General features: G+C 61.3%; 22 protein-coding genes and 1 pseudogene. 13 read left to right on the forward strand and 10 right to left on the reverse strand.

What is annotated here, in order from left to right; translation table 11 throughout:
- Positions 1–7: 7 nt before the first annotated feature.
- Together NCS28_RS26400 and NCS28_RS26405 are read right to left on the reverse strand one after the other, a co-directional pair.
- Entirely contained in the window at positions 8–2,617 is a 2,610-nt protein-coding gene (locus NCS28_RS26400; protein WP_250516726.1) for a PAS domain-containing hybrid sensor histidine kinase/response regulator, read from the reverse strand.
- Positions 2,618–2,813: 196 nt separating this feature from the next.
- Positions 2,814–2,999, reverse strand: a complete 186-nt coding sequence (locus NCS28_RS26405) for a hypothetical protein (protein ID WP_250516727.1) — start codon at positions 2,997–2,999, stop codon at positions 2,814–2,816.
- 177 nt (positions 3,000–3,176) lie between these two features.
- Between NCS28_RS26405 and NCS28_RS26410 the strand changes: the two genes are divergently transcribed.
- Entirely contained in the window at positions 3,177–4,274 is a 1,098-nt protein-coding gene (locus NCS28_RS26410) for an aldose epimerase family protein (protein ID WP_250516728.1), read from the forward strand.
- A gap of 22 nt (positions 4,275–4,296) precedes the next feature.
- Here NCS28_RS26410 and NCS28_RS26415 read toward each other — a convergent pair whose 3' ends face one another.
- The gene (locus NCS28_RS26415; RefSeq protein ID WP_250516729.1) at positions 4,297–5,670 is read right to left on the reverse strand and encodes a GntT/GntP/DsdX family permease; all 1,374 of its coding nucleotides are present in this window, start codon (positions 5,668–5,670) and stop codon (positions 4,297–4,299) included.
- A 311-nt stretch (positions 5,671–5,981) separates the two neighbouring features.
- Here NCS28_RS26415 and NCS28_RS26420 point away from each other — a divergent pair, with 311 nt between their 5' ends.
- Together NCS28_RS26420 and NCS28_RS26425 are read left to right on the forward strand one after the other, a co-directional pair.
- Positions 5,982–6,482: a hypothetical protein gene (locus NCS28_RS26420; RefSeq protein WP_250516730.1), complete on the forward strand. Its 501-nt coding sequence runs from the start codon at positions 5,982–5,984 to the stop codon at positions 6,480–6,482.
- Between the two features lie 33 nt (positions 6,483–6,515).
- Positions 6,516–7,568: a helix-turn-helix domain-containing protein gene (locus NCS28_RS26425; RefSeq protein ID WP_250516731.1), complete on the forward strand. Its 1,053-nt coding sequence runs from the start codon at positions 6,516–6,518 to the stop codon at positions 7,566–7,568.
- Here the strand turns inward: NCS28_RS26425 and NCS28_RS26430 are convergent.
- Complete coding sequence (locus tag NCS28_RS26430) at positions 7,519–8,772, reverse strand: MFS transporter (protein WP_250516732.1); 1,254 nt, start codon at positions 8,770–8,772, stop codon at positions 7,519–7,521. The two genes, NCS28_RS26425 and NCS28_RS26430, sit on opposite strands and share 50 nt — an antisense overlap.
- 186 nt (positions 8,773–8,958) lie before the next feature.
- Between NCS28_RS26430 and NCS28_RS26435 the strand changes: the two genes are divergently transcribed.
- The 7 genes from NCS28_RS26435 (at position 8,959) to treA (ending at position 15,176) form a co-directional block, all read left to right on the forward strand.
- Positions 8,959–9,840: an RNA polymerase sigma-70 factor gene (locus tag NCS28_RS26435; RefSeq protein ID WP_250516733.1), complete on the forward strand. Its 882-nt coding sequence runs from the start codon at positions 8,959–8,961 to the stop codon at positions 9,838–9,840.
- A 143-nt stretch (positions 9,841–9,983) separates the two neighbouring features.
- On the forward strand, positions 9,984–10,463 hold the full coding sequence (locus NCS28_RS26440) for a carboxymuconolactone decarboxylase family protein (RefSeq protein WP_250516734.1): 480 nt from the start codon (positions 9,984–9,986) through the stop codon (positions 10,461–10,463).
- A gap of 38 nt (positions 10,464–10,501) precedes the next feature.
- Complete coding sequence (locus tag NCS28_RS26445) at positions 10,502–10,909, forward strand: cupin domain-containing protein (RefSeq protein WP_250516735.1); 408 nt, start codon at positions 10,502–10,504, stop codon at positions 10,907–10,909.
- A gap of 86 nt (positions 10,910–10,995) precedes the next feature.
- Positions 10,996–12,003, forward strand: coding sequence for a LysR family transcriptional regulator (locus NCS28_RS26450; RefSeq protein WP_250516736.1), 1,008 nt, complete (start codon positions 10,996–10,998; stop codon positions 12,001–12,003).
- Between the two features lie 100 nt (positions 12,004–12,103).
- On the forward strand, positions 12,104–12,856 hold the full coding sequence (locus tag NCS28_RS26455) for an SDR family oxidoreductase (RefSeq protein WP_250516737.1): 753 nt from the start codon (positions 12,104–12,106) through the stop codon (positions 12,854–12,856).
- A gap of 17 nt (positions 12,857–12,873) precedes the next feature.
- A complete protein-coding gene (locus NCS28_RS26460; RefSeq protein ID WP_250516738.1) occupies positions 12,874–13,386 on the forward strand; it encodes an Ohr family peroxiredoxin in 513 nt (170 codons plus the stop codon).
- Positions 13,387–13,526: 140 nt separating this feature from the next.
- On the forward strand, positions 13,527–15,176 hold the full coding sequence (treA, locus tag NCS28_RS26465) for an alpha,alpha-trehalase TreA (protein ID WP_250516739.1): 1,650 nt from the start codon (positions 13,527–13,529) through the stop codon (positions 15,174–15,176).
- A gap of 52 nt (positions 15,177–15,228) precedes the next feature.
- Here treA and NCS28_RS26470 read toward each other — a convergent pair whose 3' ends face one another.
- A complete protein-coding gene (locus NCS28_RS26470; protein ID WP_250516740.1) occupies positions 15,229–15,465 on the reverse strand; it encodes a tautomerase family protein in 237 nt (78 codons plus the stop codon).
- 68 nt (positions 15,466–15,533) lie between these two features.
- A complete protein-coding gene (locus NCS28_RS26475) occupies positions 15,534–16,244 on the reverse strand; it encodes an SDR family NAD(P)-dependent oxidoreductase (RefSeq protein ID WP_250516741.1) in 711 nt (236 codons plus the stop codon).
- 158 nt (positions 16,245–16,402) lie between these two features.
- Between NCS28_RS26475 and NCS28_RS26480 the strand changes: the two genes are divergently transcribed.
- A complete protein-coding gene (locus NCS28_RS26480) occupies positions 16,403–17,146 on the forward strand; it encodes a haloacid dehalogenase type II (protein WP_250516742.1) in 744 nt (247 codons plus the stop codon).
- A gap of 39 nt (positions 17,147–17,185) precedes the next feature.
- Here NCS28_RS26480 and NCS28_RS26485 read toward each other — a convergent pair whose 3' ends face one another.
- Positions 17,186–17,479, reverse strand: coding sequence for a DUF1330 domain-containing protein (locus NCS28_RS26485; RefSeq protein WP_250516743.1), 294 nt, complete (start codon positions 17,477–17,479; stop codon positions 17,186–17,188).
- Positions 17,480–17,730: 251 nt separating this feature from the next.
- On the opposite strand from NCS28_RS26485, the gene NCS28_RS26490 reads away from it, so the two are divergent.
- Positions 17,731–18,030, forward strand: a complete 300-nt coding sequence (locus tag NCS28_RS26490; protein ID WP_250516744.1) for a DUF4148 domain-containing protein — start codon at positions 17,731–17,733, stop codon at positions 18,028–18,030.
- Between the two features lie 12 nt (positions 18,031–18,042).
- On the opposite strand, the gene NCS28_RS26495 is transcribed toward NCS28_RS26490, so the two are convergent.
- The 3 genes and pseudogenes from NCS28_RS26495 to NCS28_RS26505 form a co-directional block, all read right to left on the reverse strand.
- The gene (locus NCS28_RS26495) at positions 18,043–18,924 is read right to left on the reverse strand and encodes an isocitrate lyase/PEP mutase family protein (RefSeq protein ID WP_250516745.1); all 882 of its coding nucleotides are present in this window, start codon (positions 18,922–18,924) and stop codon (positions 18,043–18,045) included.
- A gap of 79 nt (positions 18,925–19,003) precedes the next feature.
- Positions 19,004–19,888: an amidohydrolase family protein gene (locus tag NCS28_RS26500; protein WP_502801238.1), complete on the reverse strand. Its 885-nt coding sequence runs from the start codon at positions 19,886–19,888 to the stop codon at positions 19,004–19,006.
- Positions 19,881–21,163 (reverse strand): annotated as a pseudogene (locus NCS28_RS26505) (MFS transporter). The gene NCS28_RS26500 and the pseudogene NCS28_RS26505 overlap by 8 nt, the downstream one beginning before the upstream one ends.
- 126 nt (positions 21,164–21,289) lie before the next feature.
- Between NCS28_RS26505 and NCS28_RS26510 the strand changes: the two are divergent.
- Positions 21,290–22,171, forward strand: coding sequence for a LysR family transcriptional regulator (locus tag NCS28_RS26510; RefSeq protein WP_250516746.1), 882 nt, complete (start codon positions 21,290–21,292; stop codon positions 22,169–22,171).
- Positions 22,172–22,176 lie beyond the last annotated feature (5 nt).

Raw genomic sequence — 22,176 nt, forward strand, 5'->3', positions numbered from 1 at the left:
CGTTTTTTCAACGCGCGACCATCAGCGACGACAAGAGCTTCAGCAGACTCTCGACATTCACCGGCTTCACGAAGTGATAATCGAAGCCCGCCGACTGCGCGCGCAATCTGTCTTCCGCCTGCCCATACCCTGTGATCGCGATCAGCATGGGCGACGTATCGCCTTTGCGGCGCAGGCGTCGCGCGAGCTCATAGCCGTCGATATCGGGCAGGCCGATATCGAGCATCGCCACATCGGGCTGAAACTGCGGCGCGGCTTCCAGCGCTTCCGCCGGCGAATACGCGACACGCGCGACATGTCCCTCCGATTCGCATAGCATCGCGAGCGAATCGGCGGCATCGCGATTATCGTCGACGACGAGAATGCGCAGCGCCGTGCGCGCCTCGCGCATGCTCGTCTCAGAGAGCGCAAGCGCCGAATGCCTTTCGTGATGATGCAGACGCGGCAGCCGCACGGTGACGGTCGTGCCCAGGCCAGGCCCGGGGCTTTGCACGGTGATCGTGCCTTTATGCATTTCGACGAGCTTCTTCACGAGCGACAGCCCGATGCCGAGCCCGCCGTTCGATCGGTCGAGCGTGCGTTCGCCTTGCGAGAAGAGCTCGAATACTTTCGGCAGGAGATCGGCTGAAATGCCGGTGCCCGTATCGGCGATGACGATCGATACCCATTCGTCGGCGGCCTGCACGCTTACCGTGATGAGGCCTTGCTCCGGCGTGTACTTGCTCGCATTGTTGAGCACGTTGACGAGGATCTGCGAAAGCCGTGTGGGGTCGCCGCAGACCCAGGTGGTGGCATCGGAGACATCGACCTGAATGTTTTGCGAGCGCGACTCGACCATGCCCGCGATGGCCTCGACCGCGTGATACACGGCCGTGCCGACGAGAATCGGTTCGAGTTGCAGCGCGATGCGTCCCTGCGTGATGCGCGAGACTTCGAGCAAGTCATCGACGATACGCGTCATGTGCTCGACCTGTCTGCGCATCAGGCTGATCAGCTCGCGCAGATGCGCCTCGCCGTCTTCATCCTTCTGCAGCAGCGCGATAGCCGTGCGCAAGGGCGCAAGCGGATTGCGCAGTTCATGCGCGAGCATTGCGAGGAACTCGTCCTTGCGGCGTCCCGCTTCACGCAGCATCAGCTCCATGTGCTTGCGTTCGGTGATGTCGATCACGCTGCCGATGATGCGCAGCGGCTCGCCGTCCTTGCTGCGCTGAAGCAAGGCGCTGCCTTGCATCCATTGTTCGCCGTGCAGGTTGCGCACGCGAAACTCGAAGTGACCTTCGGGGTTCTCGCCTGCCGCGATGCTGCGAACATAGCGGTCGAGCGTCGCGCTGTCGTCGGGATGCACGCGCGCGAGCGCCGCTTCATAGCTGAGCGTCTCGGTGATCTGGCGCTCGCCGCCGGTTTCGAGAAAGAGCGTCCACGTTGCGAGTTCGATCGATGCGATATGAATCTTCGCGGCCTGCATCGCCACCGTCAGACGCAAGCTGCGCGCTTCGATTGCAGCTTGTGCTTCAAAGCGCGGCGTGACATCGGTCGTGGTGCCGAACCATTCCTGCAATTTGCCCTTGTCGTCGTAGAGCGGCGCGGCATGCGCCTCCACCATGCGATAGACCCCGTCGCGCCGATACATGCGAAAGGTGAGCGTGCGCGCGGCGCCGTCGCGCAATGCTTCGAGCCATGCGTGCTGCGTGCGCTCGCGATCGTCGGGATGGATGTACTCGAGCCAGCCCCAGCCGGACAGCACTTCCGGCGTCGTGCCCGTGAACTGCTCCCATTCGCCGCCTGATGGACGGATCTCGCCGTTCGCGTCAGCGGACCAGACGAGCGCGCCCGTCGTTTCGACGAGTGCGCGATAACGCCGTTCAGAAAGACTCAGGCGCTCTTCGTCGGCGCGTTGCGCGCTGATGTCGAAGCTCACGCCATACACGCGCGCGAGCACGCCGTGACGATCGAACTCGGGATGCCCGCGCATGCGCAGCCAGCGGCGTTGTCCCTGATCCCCTTCGAGCATGAAGTCGAATTCGAACGGCCCGCCATCGCGCAAGGCTTCTGTGAGCTTGCGCTGAAACGGCTCGCGATGTTCGGGCGCGACGCGGTCCCACACTTCCGAAAGAAGCACCGCGTCGGTGCCGGGTGGAAAGGAGTAGAGCGCGGCGAGTTGCGCGGTCATGCGCACGACGCGCGTCTTCATGTCCCATTCCCACGCGCCCATGCGCGCGCCCGCGAACGCGGCTTGCAAGCGACGCTCGCTCGCCTCGTACATCGCCCACGCGTGACGGCATTCATGGATATCGATGGCGACGCCGACCGTATCGCCGATCTCTCCCTCCTCGTCGCGCCGCGCCTGAAGATGCAATGTGTGCCAGCGGAACGCGCCGTCGTTGCGGAGAAGCCGCACATCGACATTGCGCAGCAGCGTGCCATCGCGCATTTGCCGCAGTGCGTCGAGCACGGGAGGAATATCGTCCGGATGGACAAAAGCATTCCAATGCCGCCCGACCAGTTCCGGAAAGGGGATGCCAAGATAGCGGCACGCCCACGGATTGGCGTACTGGATCACCCCGTCTCGCGTCGCGCGCCACACGAAGGACGGCAGAAAGTGAGCAGGATCGTGCATGGCGTCTTGCTTCCTTATTGCGGCGAGACGCGTCGCCGGGCGCGGCTTCGAACGCAGCGATAGCTTAGGGATACCATACAACAAAAGGCATCGACGAAGCCGCGTTACAGCGCTGCCATTGTCATCGTGCGAGAGGGGCGTATGTAATTTGTACTTGCTGAAGATCGATTCCTCTAAGGAATCGATCGCGCTTCGATCAACCCGCTTCGCCGACGTCCTTCGGGTCCTGCAGTCCGCTTTCCTTGCCTTCGTCGTTGCGCTTCGGCGGATCGGGTTCGTTTGTCATCGCATCCTTTTGTTCGTCGGAAAGACGGCGGTCCGCCACGTTCGGATCCTCGGGCGTTTGCTTCGGCGGCGTCGGACGATCGTTCGGTTCGTTCATGAGAGGCTCCTTATCGAGTGTGCATTGCGGATCGCATGGTGCGTGCCCGGCGCGCGTCAGGCATAGGCGATGCTGTCCGTGCTCCGTGCGTGATTCCATAGACTTGCTTTTATGTTGCTAATCCCGGACGTCAAACGAACGCTCATACGCTTTGCCGCTTTCGCATGCGCGACGTGCATGCAGGCGTATGGCTTCGCGGCGTCGATCGCATCCACGCCGTATGGCGCGACGCAACAAGGGCAAGCGGTCGCTCAGTACACGCTCTCCAATGCACGCGGCGTGTCGATGAACTGCATCACTTACGGTGGCATCGTAACTCGGCTCGATGTGCCCGACCGGCGCGGTCGTCGCGCGGATATCGTGCTCGGCTTCGGCTCGCTCGGCGATTACGAGAAGTACAACGGCAAGATCCACTTCGGCTCGCTGATCGGGCGCTATGCGAACCGCATAGCCGATGGCCGTTTCGAGCTCGACGGACATAGCTACAAGCTGCCCGTCAACGAGCCGCCGAATACATTGCACGGCGGTCCTCACAGCTTCGACGAGAAAGTCTGGACGGTGGTCAAGACGTTTCAAGGTGCGCAGGGCGCGGGCGTGCAGCTTCGTTATGTGAGTCCGGATGGGGAGAACGGTTTTCCCGGCACGCTCACCGTCGATGTGACTTACACGCTCACGGACGACAACGAAGTGCGCATCGACTATCGCGCGAAGACGGACAAGCCGACCGTCCTGAACCTGACGAATCACAGTTACTTCAATCTTGCGGGCGAGGGCAGCGGCAGTATCGAAGGACAACTGATCATGATCGCGGCAGCGAGCTACACGCCGACGCGCGCCGATTCGATTCCGACCGGCGAGATCGCGAGCGTCGAGAATACGCCGCTCGATTTGCGCGCGCTGACGCCGATAGGCGCACGGCTACGTTCGTCGAATCAGCAGATGCGTTTTGCGCGCGGCTACGATCACAACTGGAGGCTCAACAAGAACGGCCAGCGTAATGGAGAGCCGGGCTTCGCTGCGCGCGCCTACGATCCGTCGAGCGGTCGCGTGCTCGATGTCTACACGACGCAGCCGGGCATGCAGTTCTACACGGGCAATGGACTTGACGGCAGCGTCGTTGGCAAGTCGGGCACGGCATATCGGCAGACGGATGGCTTCGCGCTTGAAGCGCAGCACTTTCCGAATTCGCCGAATCGTCCGGCGTTCCCGTCGACCGAGCTCAAGCCCGGCGACGAATATCACGAAGTCACGGTGTGGAAGCTGGGCGTGCGCTAATGTCGGAGCCTGCTGAACGCCTTTACGCCAGCACGTTCCACAACACGAGCGTCAGCACGAGTCCCACTACCGAGACGATCGTCTGCAACACGGACCACACCGCGACCGTGCGCTTCAGCGTGAGCCCGAAGTATTCGCGCACCATCCAGAAGCCCGCGTCGTTGACGTGACAGAAGAACACCGAGCCGGCGCCGATCGCGAGGGCCATCAACGAGTTGTGCGTCGCCGTGAGTCCGCTCACGACGGGCGCGACGATGCCCGCTGTCGTCGTGGTGGCGACGGTCGCCGAACCCGTCGCCTGACGCAGCGCGACCGCGATCAGCCATGCGAGCAGGATGAGCGGCAGATGCGTGCCCACCGCAATCTTGCCGATGGTCGCGCTGATGCCCGCGTTGACGAGCATCTGCTTCAGGCCGCCGCCCGCGCCGATCGTGAGCAGGAGCGCCGCGATCGGCGGCAGGCTCTTGCGCAGGATGCCGCCCACGCGCTCGCGCGCCATGCCGCGCGACCAGCCGAGCATTGCTATCGCAAAGAGCACCGTCAGCGCCAGCGCGACGAGCGGCTCGCCGACGAAATCGAGCGTATCGTAGAGCAGCGTGTCTTTCGTGAGCGCGAGCTTGGCGACGGTGCGCCCGAGCATCATCACGACGGGCAGCAGGATCGTCGCGAGCGAGATCGCGAAGCCGGGCGTCGATGCACCGTCCTCATGCGCCGTGAAGAGCTTGCCCATTTCCTCGGGCTCTTCGATATGCAGTCGTTTCGACAGCCAGATGCCATAGAGCGGCCCGGCGAGAATCACTGCGGGCAGCGCGACGACGAGGCCGAGCCCGAGCGTCAGGCCGAGATCGGCATGCAGCGCGCTCACCGCGATCAGCGGACCCGGATGCGGCGGCAACAACGCATGCAGCGTCGTCATGCCGGCAAGCGCCGGTATCGCGATACGCAGGATCGGCTGCTTTGCGCGGCGCGCCATGACGAAAATGATCGGCACCATCATCACGAGCCCGACTTCGAAGAAGAGCGGCAAGCCGACGATGATCGCGACGAACGCCATCATCCACGGCAGGCGGCGTGGCGTCGAATGATCGAGCAACGTGGTGACGAGCCGGTCGGCCGCGCCGGACTCGGCCATCAGCGCGCCGAGCATGGCGCCGAGCGCGATGATGATGCCGACGTCGCCGAGCAGCGCGCCCGCGCCCTTGCTGAACGCTTGCGCGATCGCTTCGAGCGGTTGATGCGCGGTGAACCCCGCCGCGAACGTGCCCACGAGAATGGACAGGAACGGCGCGAGCTTGAGCACGCTGATGGAAACGATGATGATCGCGAGGCCGAGCGCGCAGGCGATCAGAAGTTGAGTGTCGTGGGCAAACCAGGGAGCGAGGGTTGTGGGATTCACGGTGACCTTGAGCTGACGCGCATCGCTTTGAATGCCGATGCGATTACGAGGAGCTTTCGCGTTCCGCGCACGACCTCGCGTGTTCTTCGCGATGCATGCGCGGGACGCGAAGCCCCGTCGTAATAGCATTTTTCGAGGCGACGGTCAAAAACGACGCCGCGTCGATCGTGCTCTCTCAGGCTGGCCTTGCAATCAACTTGCTGCCTATGGCTGGCATGTTGCGTTTTGCATTCGGAATGCCCTTTTGCCTTTTGCATTCCGCACGCACGTCTGGCGGAAACCTATGCAGCGGCCTTGTCAGGGCCGGCGGCATGATCCTGCGCGAGAAGATCGAAAAGGCGCAGTACGCGAGCGCGCTGGGTGGACACGAGATCGCTTTCGTCGCCGAGCGCGGCGAGCCGCCTTTTCCAGTAGGCGTGATCGAGACAGGCGAACGCCTTCTGATTGCCCGCCAGAACGAGCGAACGGATCATGCGCTCCAGATGATCGAGCTGCGCGTCCGCGACGTGCGCGGGCTTGAGCGCCGCTCGCGCGGCCCGCGCTTCGCGCCTGACTCGCGAGATATTCGATTTTTCCATTTTGACGCCCCGAAACGTCGATTTTTTGCTGCGTGGCTGTATTTTGGTCTTGATCAGCCGTTATCTTTGTGTATGGGAGACAGCGATGTGACGGCGGGAGGACGGCCAAGAATCGCCGACCTGAACCGCCCGCGACGCCGCACACGCTGCTCCTCGTTCAACACGATATACCTGCATTTTGAATACGCTTTACCATGCGTCTCATTTGCTGGTGCGCATCGTGCGCACCGCTGACCCAAAAGGACAATCTGGACCGACATCGATCCCATGCCCGCCGATTCCGATCCGCCCACGCTGTTCACCCATTTCTCGACGCAGGCATTGCCGCGCGAGCGCCAATTGCTCGCATGGCGCGATCGCGTCGGGCATGTGGTCGATGTGCTTCCCGACAATGATCGGATTGCGCGCGGCTTTGCGGGCAGCATCGATCTACATGCGGCGGGCGGGCTCGTGTTCACGGAGGCGCGCACCGAAGCGCTGGTGCTCGAGCGATCGATTGCACGCGTCTCGACCGACACGCGCCGCGATTTTGCGTTCCACGTGTATGCGCAAGGCGAGTCCGGCCTTGTCAGCGGCCTGAGCGTGAAGCGCAGTGCGCCGGGCTCGGTGCGCGGCATCGTCGCGTTCGATCTGAACCAGCGATTCCGCGTCGAACGTCCGGCGTGCCGCGTGCTGACGATGTTCGTGCCGCGTTCGGTCGTAACCGCGCATATCGCCGACAGCGATGCGCTGCATGGCCGTGTCGTGCCCGACGACGCGCCACTCGCGCGTTTCGTTTTCCAGCATTTCGATGCCACCGCGCGCGAACTGCCTACGCTCAAACGGCCCGATGCCATCGACGCGCTCGAAGCCGGCGCGCAACTCTTGCTCGCGGCATTCGCCGACAAACCGCATGCATTGCACGATTCGCGCGCCGCGCTGCAAACGGCGGTGAAAAGCCAGGTGAAGCGTTATGTCGAGACGCATCTGCATGAGGCGGATCTCACGCCGATGAAGATCGTCGATACGCTGGGTCTGAAGCGCGCGACGATCTATCGATGGTTCGAGCAGGAAGGCGGACTCGCCGCCCACATTCGGCATCGCCGGCTGCGCGAAGCGGCCGATGAACTCGCGCGCTTCCCGAACCTTCATATCGCCGATATCGCATTCGGTCTCGGCTTCAAGAGCGCATCGGATTTCACGCGTGCGTTTCGTCGCGCGTTCGACGTGAGTCCGCAGGAAATGCGTCTGCGCGCGCTCGATTTGCTGCGTGCGGCGGCCAACGATCCCGTCATGCGCATGCACGCCGCGCACTCAAGGGGCGTTCGGGGAAGCGGCTGAGTGCGAAGAGCGTCACGCAGTTCGCCGCGAGCAGATACCACGCGGGCGTCATCACGTTGCCCGTTGCGCCGACGAGCCATGCGACCGCGAGCGGAGAGAAGCCGCCGAAGATGACGACGCCGAAGGTGTAGATAATCGAGAGACTTGCCGCGCGCCGATGCCTCGGAAAGGCTTCGAGCATGATCACGGAGCCTGCGCCCGCGTTGTTCAGCGCGATCGCGACATACAGCAGGATGATCACGAGCGCCGCCGTATCCGATGCGCCTTGCGTGAGCGCATGAAACGCGGGGTATGCCGTAGCAAGCGCGCCGACGAGCGATGCGTATTGCAGCGTCTTGCGGCTCATCAGGCGATCGGCGGCGAGCGCGACGAGCGGCGTGACGATTAGAATCACGAGACCGGAGAGCGATGCGATCAGGAAGCTGATCGCCGGCGGCCGTTGCAACGTATGCGTGAGATAGCTCGGCATGTACAACACGGCAATGTAGATGCTCGATGAAGGCGCGGCCATCATCAGGATGCCGCATGCGAGCGGGCGTGCATGTTCGCGAAGCACGATCGCGAGCGGCGTGCGTGCGGGACGCGCCTTCGTTGCCGATGCTTCGCCCGGCATGCGGCGAAGAAACCAGCCGAGCGGCGCGATCAATCCGCCGATGACGAAGGGCACGCGCCATCCCCATTGCACGAGTTGCTCGTGCGACAGCCACGCGGAGGTGCACGCGCCGACGAGCGCCGCCGCGCATGCAGCCGCGCCCTGGCTTGCACCGCGCCAACTGACCATGAAGCAGCGCCGTTCATAGGGCACGGACTCCATCAGCAGCGCCGATGCTGGGCCGATCTCGCCGCCCGCCGCGAGTCCTTGCAAAAGCCGCGCAAACACGATCAGCACGGTCGCGCTCGCGCCGATCGACGCATGCGTCGGCAGACACGCGATCAGCCAGGTGCCCGCCGCCATCGACGCGATCGATAGCCGCATGCCGGCCTCGCGGCCGTGCCGGTCCGCGTATCGGCCGATCAGCATCGCACCGAGCGGACGCATGACGAAGCCCGCACCGAATGTCGCGAGCGAGAGCAATAACGACGAAGCGGCGTCGTGCGCGGGAAAGAAGAGCCTTCCGATGATGGCCGCGGAGAAGCCGTACACGGTGAAGTCGTAGGCGACGAAGCCATTGCTGATGACTGTAGCAACGATGATGCGGGTCAAAGGTTCTCTTTGGCTCATGTACGAACGGGAATTGATGCGTTTGAATCCGGCTTCCAATATTAACGGCCGAATGACTTATAACTTTTAATGCTTCGTCGTGTTCGTCATGAATACAAGGCGAGTAATATACGATCACCTTTCAAATGTGTGGCTTCGCATTCCGCTTACGAACGAGGAATCGCCTTCATGGATGACGCCACGCGCGAATTCGACCGGCTGCGCCCTCGCTTGCAGGGCATCGCCTATCGCATGCTCGGCTCGGTCGCCGAGGCGGAAGATATCGTGCAGGACGTGTGGCTACGCTGGCATGCGGCGGCGCGCGAAGCTATCGAGAATGCCGAAGCGTGGCTCGTCGCCGTGACGACGCGCCATTCGATCGACCGGCTGCGCGCCGCGAAATTGCAGCGCGAGCATTATGCGGGCATCTGGTTGCCCGAACCGCACATCACCGAGCTGCCCGCGACGCCCGAAGAAGTCACCGAACGCGCGGACGATGTGTCGGTGGCGTTTCTGATGCTGCTCGAACGCCTGACGCCCGAAGCGCGCGCGGCGTTCCTGCTGCGCGAAGTATTCGATGCCGATTATCCGGAGGTCGCGAGCATCATCGGCAAGACGGAGGCCGCGTGCCGCCAGCTCGTGAGCCGCGCCAAGGCACAACTGCGCGAGGAGCGTCCGCGCCGTTCTGTGCCGCGCGAAATTCACAGGCGTTTGCTGCATGCGTTCGCGCATGCGATCGAACACGGCGACTTCGCGTCCATGCACGCGATGCTCGCCGAAGACGCGACGCTCCTCGGCGATGGCGGCGGCCGCGTGCAGAGTTTCCCGAAGCCACTACTCGGCGGCAAGCGCATCGCGCAGCTGTTCTATGCGGCCTTCCTGCGCTATGGACAAGGCGTGCGTCTCGAACTCGTCATGCTCAATGGCGAATGGGCGCTGTTGCGCTTCATCGACGGCAAACTCGAATCGGCGCAGACATACGACATCGAAGACGAGCGCATCGTGCGTATTCAAGTACAGCGCAATCCGGACAAGCTCGAACGTATCGCGGCGCGTTACGGCAACGCGTGATGTAGTGCCGCTGTGATTGATGCGCGCGAGGCAATAGCGTGCGCACGTTCGCGTGCCTACCGCGAGAACGCGCGCAAATTTACGATGACATCCATGCCGGCCGCGGATTGCCGGCGATATCTTCAACCAGGCATGGAGCCATCATGACGCAGCGAATCAACTACGTTCAACAATCACCGGAACTGTTCAAGAAGTTCTATGAGTTTAGTCAGGCGCTGCAGGAGTGTTCGATCGAGCGGACGACGCGCGACCTCGTGACGCTTCGCGCATCGCAGATGAATGGTTGTGCCTTTTGCGTCGATATGCATGTGAAGGAAGCGAAGATTCACGGCGAGCGCGAACTGCGCACGCATCATGTAGCGATCTGGCGCGAGTCGACCTTGTTCTCGCCGCGCGAACGCGCCGCGCTCGCGTGGACCGAAGTGCTCACGCGCATTCCCGAGCACGGCGTGTCCGACGAACTCTATGCGCGCGTGCGTGAGCAGTTCTCGGAAAAGGAACTGTCCGACCTGACCTACGCCATCATGGCGATCAACGGCTGGAATCGTGCGAATGTCGCGTTCCAGACGGTGCCGGGTTCGTCCGACAAGGCCTTCGGTCTCGACAAGGCGAACCTGTCGTAGTGTGTTCGTGCCGTCATTCGATCATGGGAGAACGGATCATGCACAGCATTCAACGCGTGGGACTCGCGCTCGTCTTCGGATGCGCGGCGCTCGTCACGGACACGGCGCTGGCCGCGCCCGAAGCTATCGTCAAGGAGCTCATGACGAAACCGCTGCCCGAATACCCGGACAAGGAAGCGCTAATGATCAGCGTCGACTATCCCCCGGGCGCGGTGGATCCGGTGCATCGCCATGATGCGCATGCGTTCGTGTATGTGCTCGAAGGCACGATCGTCATGCAGCTTCGCGGCGGCAAGGCCGTGACGCTCAAACCGGGCGATACCTTTTACGAAGGCCCTGACGATATCCACACGGTGGGCCGCAACGCCAGCAACACGAAGCCCGCGAAGTTCATCGTGCTGCTTCTCAAAGACAAGGGCAAACCGGTTCTTACGCCGGTTAAATAAAAGAATAAAAGAAAAGCGGCATGGCGTGTCACAAAGCGCAGCGCGTGAACGTCTAGTGAGACAGAACCACTACGTTTCGTGCCGCCATGCCATCAGAACTTGTGTGTCATTCCGACGATTCGCTCGCGTATAGCTTCGTGACGAGTTATGCGGGCGTCGTTTCTTTTCTGGCCGTCGCCAATGAAGGCAGCTTCGCGAAAGCAAGCGATCGCCTTGGCATTGGCCGGTCCGCGGTCAGCCGCAACGTGCAGAAGCTGGAAGCACAGCTCGATGCGCGTCTCTTTCTTCGCACCACGCGAAGTACGTCGCTCACGCGCGAGGGCGAACTCTTCTACAAGAACTGTCAGCCGGGCGTCGAGCGCATCGTGCAGGCGCTCGAGGACATGCGCGAACTGCGCAACGGGCCACCGCGTGGACACTTGCGCATAGCATCTGCACCGGGTTTCGGCCGCAGGATCGTCGCGCCGCTTCTATCCGGCTTCAATGCACGCTATCCGCACATTGCGCTTGAACTCGTGTTGAGCGATCGTCCGTGCGATTTTACGGCAGAGCGTGTCGATGTCGCATTCCGCGATGGTCATATGGAAGACAGCGAAGTCGTCGCGAAGCAGTTGATACCGATGCAGATGGTCGTATGCGCATCGCCGGAATACGCGCGCGAGCACGGCTTGCCTCGTCATGTCGATGAACTGGAAGAGCATCGATACATCAACTTCCGTACGTCGGCGGGGCGTATCGCCGATTGGGAGTTCAAGGTCGATGGCTTGGCGCTCAAGCGCTCGCTCGCGGCGATGCAAACGTTCAACGACATCGACTTGATGCTGCATGCGGTGCTCGGCGGGCAGGGCATCGCGCAACTGCCCGCGTATCTCGTGTGCGATTCGCTCAAGGCCGGGCGGCTCGTCATATGTCTCGCACAACATGCGCCAGACGACGGCGGACACTATCTCTGCTATCTCAGCCGCAAGCATTTGCCGGCGCGGGTGCGGGTGTTTGTCGATTACATGACCGAGCATACGCGCGCGCTCGATCTGCATTGCCTTACGACCGACATGTTCAACAACAGTGAATCATCGCTCGTGATCGCCGATTGATGCATCGAAGGCAACACCGCGCGTCCGATGACGGCGCTAGCGGATGCGTGCTCGTACACGGAAAATTCATCAACCGCGCATCGTTTAAAAGGAGAGCATCATGAAGATCGTAGTGATAGGTGGAAGCGGGCTCATCGGCAGCAAGGTCGTGAATAACTTGCTTGCGCGCGGACATGAAGTTATCGCCGCTTCGCCGGCATCGGGCGTCGATACGATGACGGGCAAAGGCCTGAAAGAAGCGTTGCAGGATGCGCGCGTGGTCGTCGACGTCGCCAATTCACCTTCGTTCGAAGACAAGGCCGTGCTCGAATTCTTCGAGACGTCGGGACGCAATCTCTTCGCTGCGGAAAAGGCGGCGGGCGTTGCGCATCATGTGGCGCTTTCGGTCGTGGGCACGGATCGCCTTGCGCAAAGCGGTTATTTTCGCGGCAAGATCGCGCAAGAGAAGCTGATTCGCGAATCGGGCGTGCCGTACACGATCGTGCAGTCGACGCAGTTCTTCGAATTTCTCGGCGGCATTGCGAAAGCGAGCGCCAATGAAGACGCAGTGCATCTGTCGGATGCGTACATACAGCCGATTGCCTCCGGCGATGTCGCGAGCGCCGTCGCCAATCGTGCTGTCGACGCGCCGGTGAACGGCGTGGTCGAAATTGCAGGCCCGGAGAAGTCGCGTCTTTCCGATCTCATGCAGCGCTATTTCAAAGCGACGGGCGATGCAAGGACGGTCGTCGCCGACGAGAACGCGCTTTACTTCGGCGCGCAACTCGCAGCGGACACGCTGTTGCCGGGTCCGCAAGCGCAACTCGGCGCGGTGAACTTCGATACATGGTTCGAGCAAAGCACGGCGCATTGAGCGTTCAGAAGGTTGTCATGGCGCCACTCCATCCGCCGTCTGTGAGCCTACTCGACAAGTATCAAGGGCACGACGTGCAGCCGTTGTATTCGACGACAGTCACTGTCACGGGCGGCGATGCAGGTCATGGCCGCGCGTCGGGTGTGGCCCGCTCCGACGATGGCAATCTCGAACTCGACCTGCGCATGCCGCAAGCGCTCGGCGGTCCCGGCGGCGGCACGAATCCCGAGCAGTTGTTCGCCGCAGGCTATGCCGCGTGCTTTCATGGCGCACTGGTCTTGTTGGCGGCGCGCGCGGGCATCGCGGTTGAGCATACAAGCGTGTCCGTTACAGTCGAATTCGGCCGCGATCCGATGGACGGCCTCTTCGTGCTCACCGCGCACGTGCGCGTTCAAATGCCTGGCGTCGAACGCACGACGGCGGAAGAACTCGTGCGCAATACCGAGCGCTTTTGCCCTTATACGAAGATGACGCGCAAGGGCATCGTCAATATAGTTGCGCTTGCAAGCAAAGGCACTCGCACCGTCTGATGCAATAGCCGATCAGCTCGATTTTCAAGGGTTGCCACCGCCGTGCAAGCGTGCGATGCTTCGCCGTGCTGTAAATCAATCAAAACAAGAACGGCCCGAGCGAGACCAGTCCGGTTCACTCATCCTTTTGAGGAGGGAGCATGATCGCACTGTCATCGTATCGCGCGGCGCACGAGGCGTCGCGGCGTTTCCAGTTCAAGGCACGCGCAATGTTATGCGGCTGGCTCGTCATGAGCGCGGCTGCGAATCTCGCCTATGCGGACGCGCAAATCGGTTATACGCTGCCGCCTCCGCCAAGCGAGCTATACGGCGATCTTTTCGTCGCCGTGCAGACACAGGGCGTTTATCCCGATCAAAAGACTTTCGTCGACGCGGTGCCCAAGATCGATCCCGCGCAGATCGTTCAAGCCTATCATCAGCAGATGTCGGTGCCGGGCTTTTCGCTCAAGACCTTCGTCGGACAGTACTTCACGCCGCCGACGGATCAGGTCATTACGCCGCCGCCGAATCAGACGCTGCGCGAACATATCGACTGGCTCTGGCCCGAACTGACACGATTGACGACGACCGCCAACGTGCCGCCGAATAGCTCGCTGATTCCAATGCCCAAGCAATACGTCGTGCCGGGCGGGCGCTTTCGCGAAGGCTACTACTGGGACACGTATTTCACGATGCTGGGTCTTCAGGAAGCCGGCCGCGAAGATCTCGTCGACGACATGCTCGATAACTTCGCGTATCTGATCGACACGATCGGACATATTCCCAATGGCAATCGCACGTACTATGTGAGTCGCTCGCAGCCGCCTTTCTTCTCTTATATGGTCGAACTTGCCGCCCACAAGGAAGGCGGACGTGTTTATCAGAAGTATTTGCCGCAATTGCGAAAGGAATATAACTACTGGATGCAGGGCGCGAATACGTTGCAACCGGGCGGTGCGGTGCGCAACGTCGTCATGCTGCCGGACAAGACCGTGCTCAATCGCTATTGGGACGAACGCGACACGCCACGTGATGAATCTTATTCGGAAGACGTAGCCACCGCAAAACAGGTCATGAATCGTCCGGCGAACGAGGTCTATCGCGATCTGCGCGCGGCGGCCGAAAGCGGCTGGGACTTCAGCTCGCGCTGGTTCGGCGACAACACGACGCTCGCGACGATCCGCACGACATCGATTATTCCCGTCGATCTGAATAGCCTGATGTTCCACCTCGAAACGACGATCGCGGTCGGGTGCGGCGAGGCGCGCGATTTCGGTTGCGTGGGCGAATTCGTCGGGCGCGCGGCCAAGCGTGCAATCGGCATCAACAAGTATCTCTGGAACAAGAACGGATATTACGGCGATTACGACTGGAAGCTCGCGCAGCCGCGCAATAACCTATCGGCGGCGATGCTTTATCCGCTCTTTGCGAACGCGGCGTGGCCGGAGCGCGCACACAAGACGGCGGAGACGGTCGAAGCGATGTTGCTGAAGCCGGGCGGGCTCACTACGACCACGTACAACACCAAGCAGCAATGGGATGCGCCGAATGGCTGGGCGCCATTGCACTGGATCGCAATACAAGGTTTGAAGCGATACGGACGCAGCGATCTCGCGCAGCAGATCGGCACGCGCTTTCTCGCCGACGTGAATAACGTCTACAAGACGCAGCAGAAGCTTGTCGAGAAGTACATCGTGGAGGGCGAGGGAACGGGCGGCGGAGGAGGCGGTGAATATCCTTTGCAGGATGGCTTCGGATGGACCAATGGCGTCACGCTGAAGCTACTCGATCTCTACGCGCCAGGGCAATAAGACTGCGATACACCGGCATCGCCGCGATTCTTCATGCGGCGATGCCGGTGCATCAACCTTCTTTTTCCTGCTTGCGCCGCCTGTATTCCTGCACCGGCAAACCGCCTACACCCCAGTTCTCCATCTCCACTTCTTCGATCACGACGAATGTGGCGTCGAGCGGCTTGTTCAACACGTCGAGCAACAACTGGCTAACGCCCTGGATGAGTTGCGCTTTCTCATCGGCGGTGACGGCATTCGTGCCGGGCTTATTGCCTTCGCGTGTGACCTGAATGGTGACCATCGGCATGGCGATCTCCTTGAGTCGGAAACATCGATGCGCCCGCTAAGGCACATTCGCAACCGGTGAAGAATCGATCAATGTCCGGCGCTTTGACCGCCGTCGACGTGCAGGATTTCGCCCGTCACGAACGGCGCCGAATCAAGATACAGCACCGCGTTCACGATGTCGCTCATTTCGCCGATATGTCCCATCGGATGCAGGGCGCCTAGCGCTTCGTGCGTTTCGGGCGCGTGCATCGGCGACTTGATGATGCCGGGCGACACCGCATTCGCGCGAATGCCGGACTTCGCATATTCGATGGCCAGGGACTTCGTCGCGGCATTCAGGCCACCCTTTGTCAGCGAAGCCAGTACCGAAGGCACGCCGCTCACCGCATGATCGACGAGCGACGTCGTGATGCTGACGATATGCCCGCTCTTGTTCTTCTCCATCTGCTCGACGGCGAGTTGCGCGACATGAAAGAATCCGTTCAGGTTCACGTTCAGAACCGCCGCATAATCTTCCTGCGTACATTGAGTGAAAGGCTTGGCGATGAAGATACCGGCATTGTTGACGAGCGTATCGATGCGGCCGAACGTGGAGATCGCCGCCTCGACGACGCGTTGCGCGGTGGCGCGATCGCCGATATCGCCCGCGACAGCCACGACCTTCGGATCGTCCGGCTGCTGAATGGAACGTGCGGTCGCGACGACGCGATAACCTTGCGCGCGAAATGCATTGACGATCTCAGCGCCGATGCCTTGCGATGCACCGGTAACGATAGCGACTTTGTTTGCGTTGCTCATGATGAACCTCGATAGATGTGATGTGGGCCTGTTGCGGATCGGACCGATGGCCGATGGGTCGTAATGTAGGCCGTTCGAGATTCGTTGCGTACACACGCGATGGACAATCAGTCTTGCGCGCGAGGAACAAATGCGTCGCGGGCGAATCGATCAGATGAATGAATCAATGGAGCAACGACGTGTCCTTGCAAGACGTGAAAGCCTTCGTATTCGATGTATTCGGCACTGTCGTGGACTGGCGCGCCGGCGTGGCGCGCGAGGCCGCGCCTTTCCTGCAACGTTACGGCGCAGCAGGCGCGCAGCCTGAAGCTTTCGCCGATGCGTGGCGCAGCCGCTACGTGCCCGCGATGCGCAAGATCATCAGCGGCGAGCGATCGTTCGTGCGGCTCGATGTGCTGCATCGCGAGAATCTCGTGGATCTGCTGCCGGAATTCGGCATCGATCCGAAAGCGGTACCGTCCGATGTGCTCGACGAACTCAATCTCGCGTGGCATCGGCTCGATCCGTGGCCCGATTCGATACCGGGCCTGCAACGGCTCAAGGCGTGCCATGTCATCGCGCCGCTTTCGAACGGCAATATCAGGCTGATGGTGGATATGGCGAAGCGCGCCGGCTTGCCTTGGGATGCGATTCTCGGCGCGGAGATCGCGCAGATTTACAAGCCCGATCCGCAAGCCTATCTGCGCACAGCGGATGTGTTGATGTTGAAACCGGAAGAAGTCTGTCTCGTCGCCGCGCATAACGACGATCTCGCCGCGGCGAGAAAGTGCGGCTTGCGCACTGCGTTCATCGCGCGTCCGTACGAGCGCGGGCCGCGCCAGACGGTCGATCTGAAAGCCGAGAGCGATTGGGATGTCGTCGCGAACGACATGAACGAACTGGCCGATGCCGTCGGCGCTTGAACGCCACGAACATCGGCCGATGAAACCACTGCAAATGAGTTAAGCGGCGCCTTCGACGATGCGGAAATCGCGCACCACGGAATCGCCCAGCACTTCCAGCGCGTGCTGATAAGTCGCGCTGTTATAGGCGGCGACGGCTGCATCGAGCGAATCGAATTCGATAACCACCGTGCGCTCGATCACGCCTTCGCCTTGCACCATCGCCGCGACGCCGCGAACGAGCGGACGGCCACCGCCTTCCGCAATGGCTTGTGTTGCAATCTTCGCGTAGTCGGCCGCTTGCTCGGGCTTCATGATCTTCTTGTACACGCTGACCCAATATCCTTTTGCCATCTGTATCTCCAGTGTTTGACGGGCGCTTTGCGCCATGAGGCGAACGCAACGCGCATGTGCGTTCAGTCCGGCGGCCAGCATAGCAAATTCTCGAGCGCGTTTGCCGGCGCCGTCGATTCTGCGCGTTTCAAAGAAAGGTGCTTTCTTGCGCTAGGGGTTAACCCGTGATGACCAGCGTCATAGACTGCTGTCACTGCTTTCGAACGACACCATGTTCGAAGCCAGGCACCTCATAACACTGGAGTTTCATCATGAAGTCGATCATCCGCGCAGCTATCGTCGCAACAGCTCTTGTCGTTCCTGTCGCATCGTTCGCGCAAAGCCAGATCACGCGAGCACAGGTTCGCGCCGAACTCGCCGCATTGCAGAGCGTCGGTTATCACGTGGGGGACGGGGATCAAGCGCACTATCCCGAAGCGATTCAGGCAGCCGAAGCGAAGCTCGCAGCACGTGATGGCGCGACGGCTTATGGCGGCGCGGCTAACGGCACGTCGCAAGCGGGCGGTGCGCGCGTATCGCAATCCGACTGGAATGCGATGTACTCGCGCTAAGGCGTAAAGGCTTCAATCCGCGGCGTATTTGCGGTCGAGTTCATCGAAGAGCGGCTTGTTCACGAGCCGTTGACGTTCGGCGAACGGCGCGACGACGGACGGATCTTCATCGAGCCGCCCTTGCGATTTCAATGCGCCGAGCGCGGTCTGCATGCCGCGCACGGCGCTTTGCAATGCGGCGTTCGCATACAGCACGAGACTGAAACCCATGCGCGCCAGATCGGCCTGATCCGTCACGGGCGTCTTGCCGCCGATCACGATGTTGATGAGTTGCGGTGCTTCGAGCAGCTTGGGCAGGGATGCGATTTGCTCCGGCGTTTCGATAGCTTCGACAAAGAGAATATCGGCGCCCGCTTCGACGAATGCATGCGCGCGTTCGATGGCCGCATCGAAGCCTTCCACCGCGCATGCATCGGTGCGCGCGATGATCTGAAAGTTATCGTCTTCGCGCGCATCCACCGCCGCGCGTATCTTGCCTGTCATTTCATTCGTCGAGATCACGGCTTTGCCCGCGAAATGGCCGCATTTCTTCGGCATAACCTGATCTTCCAGCTGAATCGCATCGGCGCCCGCGCGTTCCAGCGTGCGCACCGTATGACGCACGTTGAGCGCATTGCCGAAGCCCGTATCCGCATCGACGATAAGAGGCAAGTCCACTGCATCGCGAATGCGCGACGTATGCTCCGCGACTTCCGCGAGACCGATGAAGCCGAGATCCGGCATGCCGAGCGACATGTTCGTCACGCCGGCGCCGGTGATGTAAATCGCTTCGAAGCCCAGATCGGCCGCGACGCGCGCACTCATCGCATTGAACGCGCCGGGCAAGAGCAGGGCGCTGCGCGCGTTGATCCGTTCGCGAAAGGCGGCACGGCGGCGTGAAGAAGAAGTGGTCATGGCTTCGGGTCCGGAAAGTGGTTTCGTGTCTGGCGTTTGCAATGCTAACCCGCGATGCACGTCGGCGCTTGCGCGGATTTCACGCAAAGCGGAACAGGGCGCGCGCTGAATCGCGCAACACGACGGTACGCAGCGATGCGTCCGGAATCCAGCGGTCGAGCGCGTCGCGTGACGCGTCGTAGTCGATCACCATTTGATGCTGGGTATGCGGCCAGTCGCTGCCCCATACGAGCCGCGCCGCGCCGAAAGAGTCGAGCAAGGCGGACGTAAGCGTGTGCCCGAGTCCGACGCCGCTTTCGCCAAAGACACTGCGATAAGCCGCCGATAACTTGACCCACACGTGCCCGCTCTTCGCCGTCGTCAGAAGATAGCGAAAGCCTGGATCGTCGATGCCGAATGCGGGATCGGGACGGCCGAAATGATCGACCACGATTGTGCAGCCTTGTTCGAGCAGCGGCGTGACGAGCATCGGCAAATCCACTGCATCGCGATGAATTTCGACATGCCAGCCAAGCGCATTGATGCGCCTAAATAATTCGCGCCAGTGCAATGCGCGCAGATCGGGCAATGCAAGGCCGATAAGATTCAGCCGCATGCCGACGACACCATGCGCCGCGAGATGCTGCAATCCATCATCGCTGATCGATGAATCGATGACGGCCACGCCGCGAAAGCGCTGCGGATAACGCTGCAGCACATCGAGGAAAAATGAATTGTCCGTACCCAGAAAACTGGGCTGCACGAGCACTGAATGCGATATGCCGTTCGCTCGCAAATGTTCTGCGTAGGCATCGAGCGTCGCATCGTAGTCGGGTGCGTGACGGCGATGCGGCGCGAGCGGAAGACCCCGCACGAAGACATGCGCGTGACTGTCGATAGCTTCGATTGCCGCAGGCGTCGATGCTAGCCATTGCTCGTCGGCGAGCGTGGAGTGAAGTGAATGCGTCATGGATAGATCAGACATGCGTGGGCGATCGCTCGCTCGATGCGGTTTGAGCGGGCACGGTCGCAATACGGCGGCCCTTCGTTTCGGGCAACAGCAGCGCGGCCACGACGACGAGTCCATACGCGATGCCCGCATCGATGCCGAGCGCCTGTCCGATCGGCATCGAATTGCCCATATGCCCGACGAGCACCGGAAATACAGCGGACACCACGCGCCCGAAGTTATAGCAAAAGCCGACACCCGTGCCGCGCACGCCTTGCGGATATAACTCGTTGAAGAGCGCACCGAGCGTCGCCGGAATGCCCGCGGAAAACAAGCCGAGCGGAAAGCTCAACATGAGCATCGCAACATCGCCGATCGGCAAGAACACGTAGACATTGACCGTGACCGCGCAGCAGACCGCGAAAAGAATCACGTTTTTACGGCGGCCGATCTTGTCTTGAAGCCACGCACTGACAAAGCATCCGATGACGAACGCGGTTATCACGACCGCCAGATAGCCGCCCGTGCCGAGCACCGACAAGTGGCGCTCCGTTTTCAGGTAAGTCGGAAGCCATGTTGTAATGGCGTGATAACCGCCATGCGCGCCGAGTCCAATCAATCCGCCGACGATTGTGGTGCGCAATACCGAAGGATGAAAGATGCCGGCGAGAATCGCGAACGTGCCCTGACGCTGGGCATGACCTTGTTCGACGGCTTTCGTTTCGCGCGGCGGTTCCTCGATATTGCGGCGCATATAGATGACGAGTAGCGCCGGAAGCAGGCCGACCGCAAATAACACACGCCAGGCCCAATCCGGTGAAACCCACGAAAATACGACGGTATAGAGCAATACCGCGCCGGCCCAGCCGAAGCCCCACGCGCTTTGCACGATGCCCATAGCTTTGCCGCGATGTTTCGCGCGAATCGTTTCGCTGAGCAATACTGCGCCCGCCGTCCATTCACCGCCGAAGCCGAGTCCTTGAAGCGACTTGAGTACGAGCAATTGCTCGAAGTTCTGCGCGAAGGCGCTGAGAAACGTAAGAGCGAAAACCAGAGAACAGTCACCTGCAAAGCTTTGACGCGCCCGATGCGATCGGACAGCACGCCCGCGAGCAGACCGCCCAATGCGCCCGCAACGAGCGTCGCGCCGCCGATCAGGCCAGCCTGTCCTTTACCGATGCCCCACGTCGCGATGAGTGTCGGAATGACGAGACTGAATACTTGCGTGTCGACGCCGTCGAGCGCCCAGCCTCCGAAGCATCCCCATAGCGTGCGTCTTTCCGCCGTGGAAATTTCACGGTACCAATTCATCTTATGTCTCCTGTGCGAGCGCCGGGCCGGCTCTTGTTCAATATGCCACTGCATTCTAGAAACGAATGCCGACCTCGCATACTATGGATACGTTCGTTTTTCATAGCATTTTGATATGCTCGATCTATGGAGACGCGTAACCTCAAATACTTTCTCGCCGTAGTCGATGCCGGCAGCGTCACGCGCGCCGCCGAAGTGCTCGACATCGCGCAACCCGCATTGAGCCAGGCGCTTTCCCGCATGGAGCGCGATCTGGGCGTGAAGCTTTTCGAGCGCACGCGTCGCGGGGCGCAATTGACACCGGCAGGCGAGGCGATCGTCGAAGACATACGATTGAGCGTGGCGCGCATCGATGCCGCATCGCATCGCGCACGGGAAATCGGCGCGCAGCGTGGCGGGCGTTTGACGATCGGCTTTGCATCGGCGGCGCTTTTCAATCTTTTACCTCGCGCGATTGCCGCGTTGCGTGGGGAAGTGTCGAATGTCGAGCTCACGCTCAGGGAAATGAGCAATGCGGAGCAGGCGAGCGCGCTGGAGAAAGGCACGATCGATATCGGTTTGCTGCATACGCCCGTCGCGGTGGGGGGACGCATGCGCGAAAAGCTCATCGTAAGAGAACGCTTGCTCGCGGTGCTGCCGCAATCTTTTGCGATCGGCGACGATGGAAGAGTCGGCCTCAAGGATCTTTCCGACGCGGGCCTGGTGTGGTTTCCCAGCGATCAATTACCAGTTGTCCGCGCGGGCATTCTGAGTGCGTTTCGCAAGGCGGGTTGCGAGGCGAATGTCGTGCAGGACGCGAATCGCTCGCTGACTGTGCTTGCTTGCGTCGCGGCGGGATGCGGCGCGTCGCTACTGCCGCAATCGGTGACGGCACTGCAATTTGCCGGCGTGCGCTTTTGCGATGTGCGCGACGGCGATAACCTGCCGCCGTTCGAACTCAGCGCAATATGGCCGATGCGCTCGCGCCCCACACTGGCGGATCGCTTCGCGGCCTTGCTCGAAGCATGAGGAGA

It is taken from the genome of Caballeronia sp. INDeC2, from assembly GCF_023631325.1.
Classification (GTDB): Bacteria; Pseudomonadota; Gammaproteobacteria; order Burkholderiales; family Burkholderiaceae; genus Caballeronia.

Coding starts and splice junctions, on each gene's coding strand:
- NCS28_RS26425 (WP_250516731.1), top strand. CDS start 6,516: ATGCCCGCCGATTCCGATCCGCCCACGCTGTTCACCCATTTCTCGACG.
- NCS28_RS26495 (WP_250516745.1), bottom strand. CDS start 18,924: ATGACCACTTCTTCTTCACGCCGCCGTGCCGCCTTTCGCGAACGGATC.
- NCS28_RS26510 (WP_250516746.1), top strand. CDS start 21,290: ATGGAGACGCGTAACCTCAAATACTTTCTCGCCGTAGTCGATGCCGGC.
- NCS28_RS26490 (WP_250516744.1), top strand. CDS start 17,731: ATGAAGTCGATCATCCGCGCAGCTATCGTCGCAACAGCTCTTGTCGTT.
- NCS28_RS26475 (WP_250516741.1), bottom strand. CDS start 16,244: ATGAGCAACGCAAACAAAGTCGCTATCGTTACCGGTGCATCGCAAGGC.
- NCS28_RS26435 (WP_250516733.1), top strand. CDS start 8,959: ATGGATGACGCCACGCGCGAATTCGACCGGCTGCGCCCTCGCTTGCAG.
- NCS28_RS26455 (WP_250516737.1), top strand. CDS start 12,104: ATGAAGATCGTAGTGATAGGTGGAAGCGGGCTCATCGGCAGCAAGGTC.
- NCS28_RS26440 (WP_250516734.1), top strand. CDS start 9,984: ATGACGCAGCGAATCAACTACGTTCAACAATCACCGGAACTGTTCAAG.
- treA (WP_250516739.1), top strand. CDS start 13,527: ATGATCGCACTGTCATCGTATCGCGCGGCGCACGAGGCGTCGCGGCGT.
- NCS28_RS26405 (WP_250516727.1), bottom strand. CDS start 2,999: ATGAACGAACCGAACGATCGTCCGACGCCGCCGAAGCAAACGCCCGAG.
- NCS28_RS26445 (WP_250516735.1), top strand. CDS start 10,502: ATGCACAGCATTCAACGCGTGGGACTCGCGCTCGTCTTCGGATGCGCG.
- NCS28_RS26500 (WP_502801238.1), bottom strand. CDS start 19,888: ATGTCTGATCTATCCATGACGCATTCACTTCACTCCACGCTCGCCGAC.
- NCS28_RS26485 (WP_250516743.1), bottom strand. CDS start 17,479: ATGGCAAAAGGATATTGGGTCAGCGTGTACAAGAAGATCATGAAGCCC.
- NCS28_RS26420 (WP_250516730.1), top strand. CDS start 5,982: ATGATCCTGCGCGAGAAGATCGAAAAGGCGCAGTACGCGAGCGCGCTG.
- NCS28_RS26450 (WP_250516736.1), top strand. CDS start 10,996: ATGCCATCAGAACTTGTGTGTCATTCCGACGATTCGCTCGCGTATAGC.
- NCS28_RS26460 (WP_250516738.1), top strand. CDS start 12,874: ATGGCGCCACTCCATCCGCCGTCTGTGAGCCTACTCGACAAGTATCAA.
- NCS28_RS26470 (WP_250516740.1), bottom strand. CDS start 15,465: ATGCCGATGGTCACCATTCAGGTCACACGCGAAGGCAATAAGCCCGGC.
- NCS28_RS26410 (WP_250516728.1), top strand. CDS start 3,177: ATGCAGGCGTATGGCTTCGCGGCGTCGATCGCATCCACGCCGTATGGC.
- NCS28_RS26400 (WP_250516726.1), bottom strand. CDS start 2,617: ATGCACGATCCTGCTCACTTTCTGCCGTCCTTCGTGTGGCGCGCGACG.
- NCS28_RS26480 (WP_250516742.1), top strand. CDS start 16,403: ATGAATCAATGGAGCAACGACGTGTCCTTGCAAGACGTGAAAGCCTTC.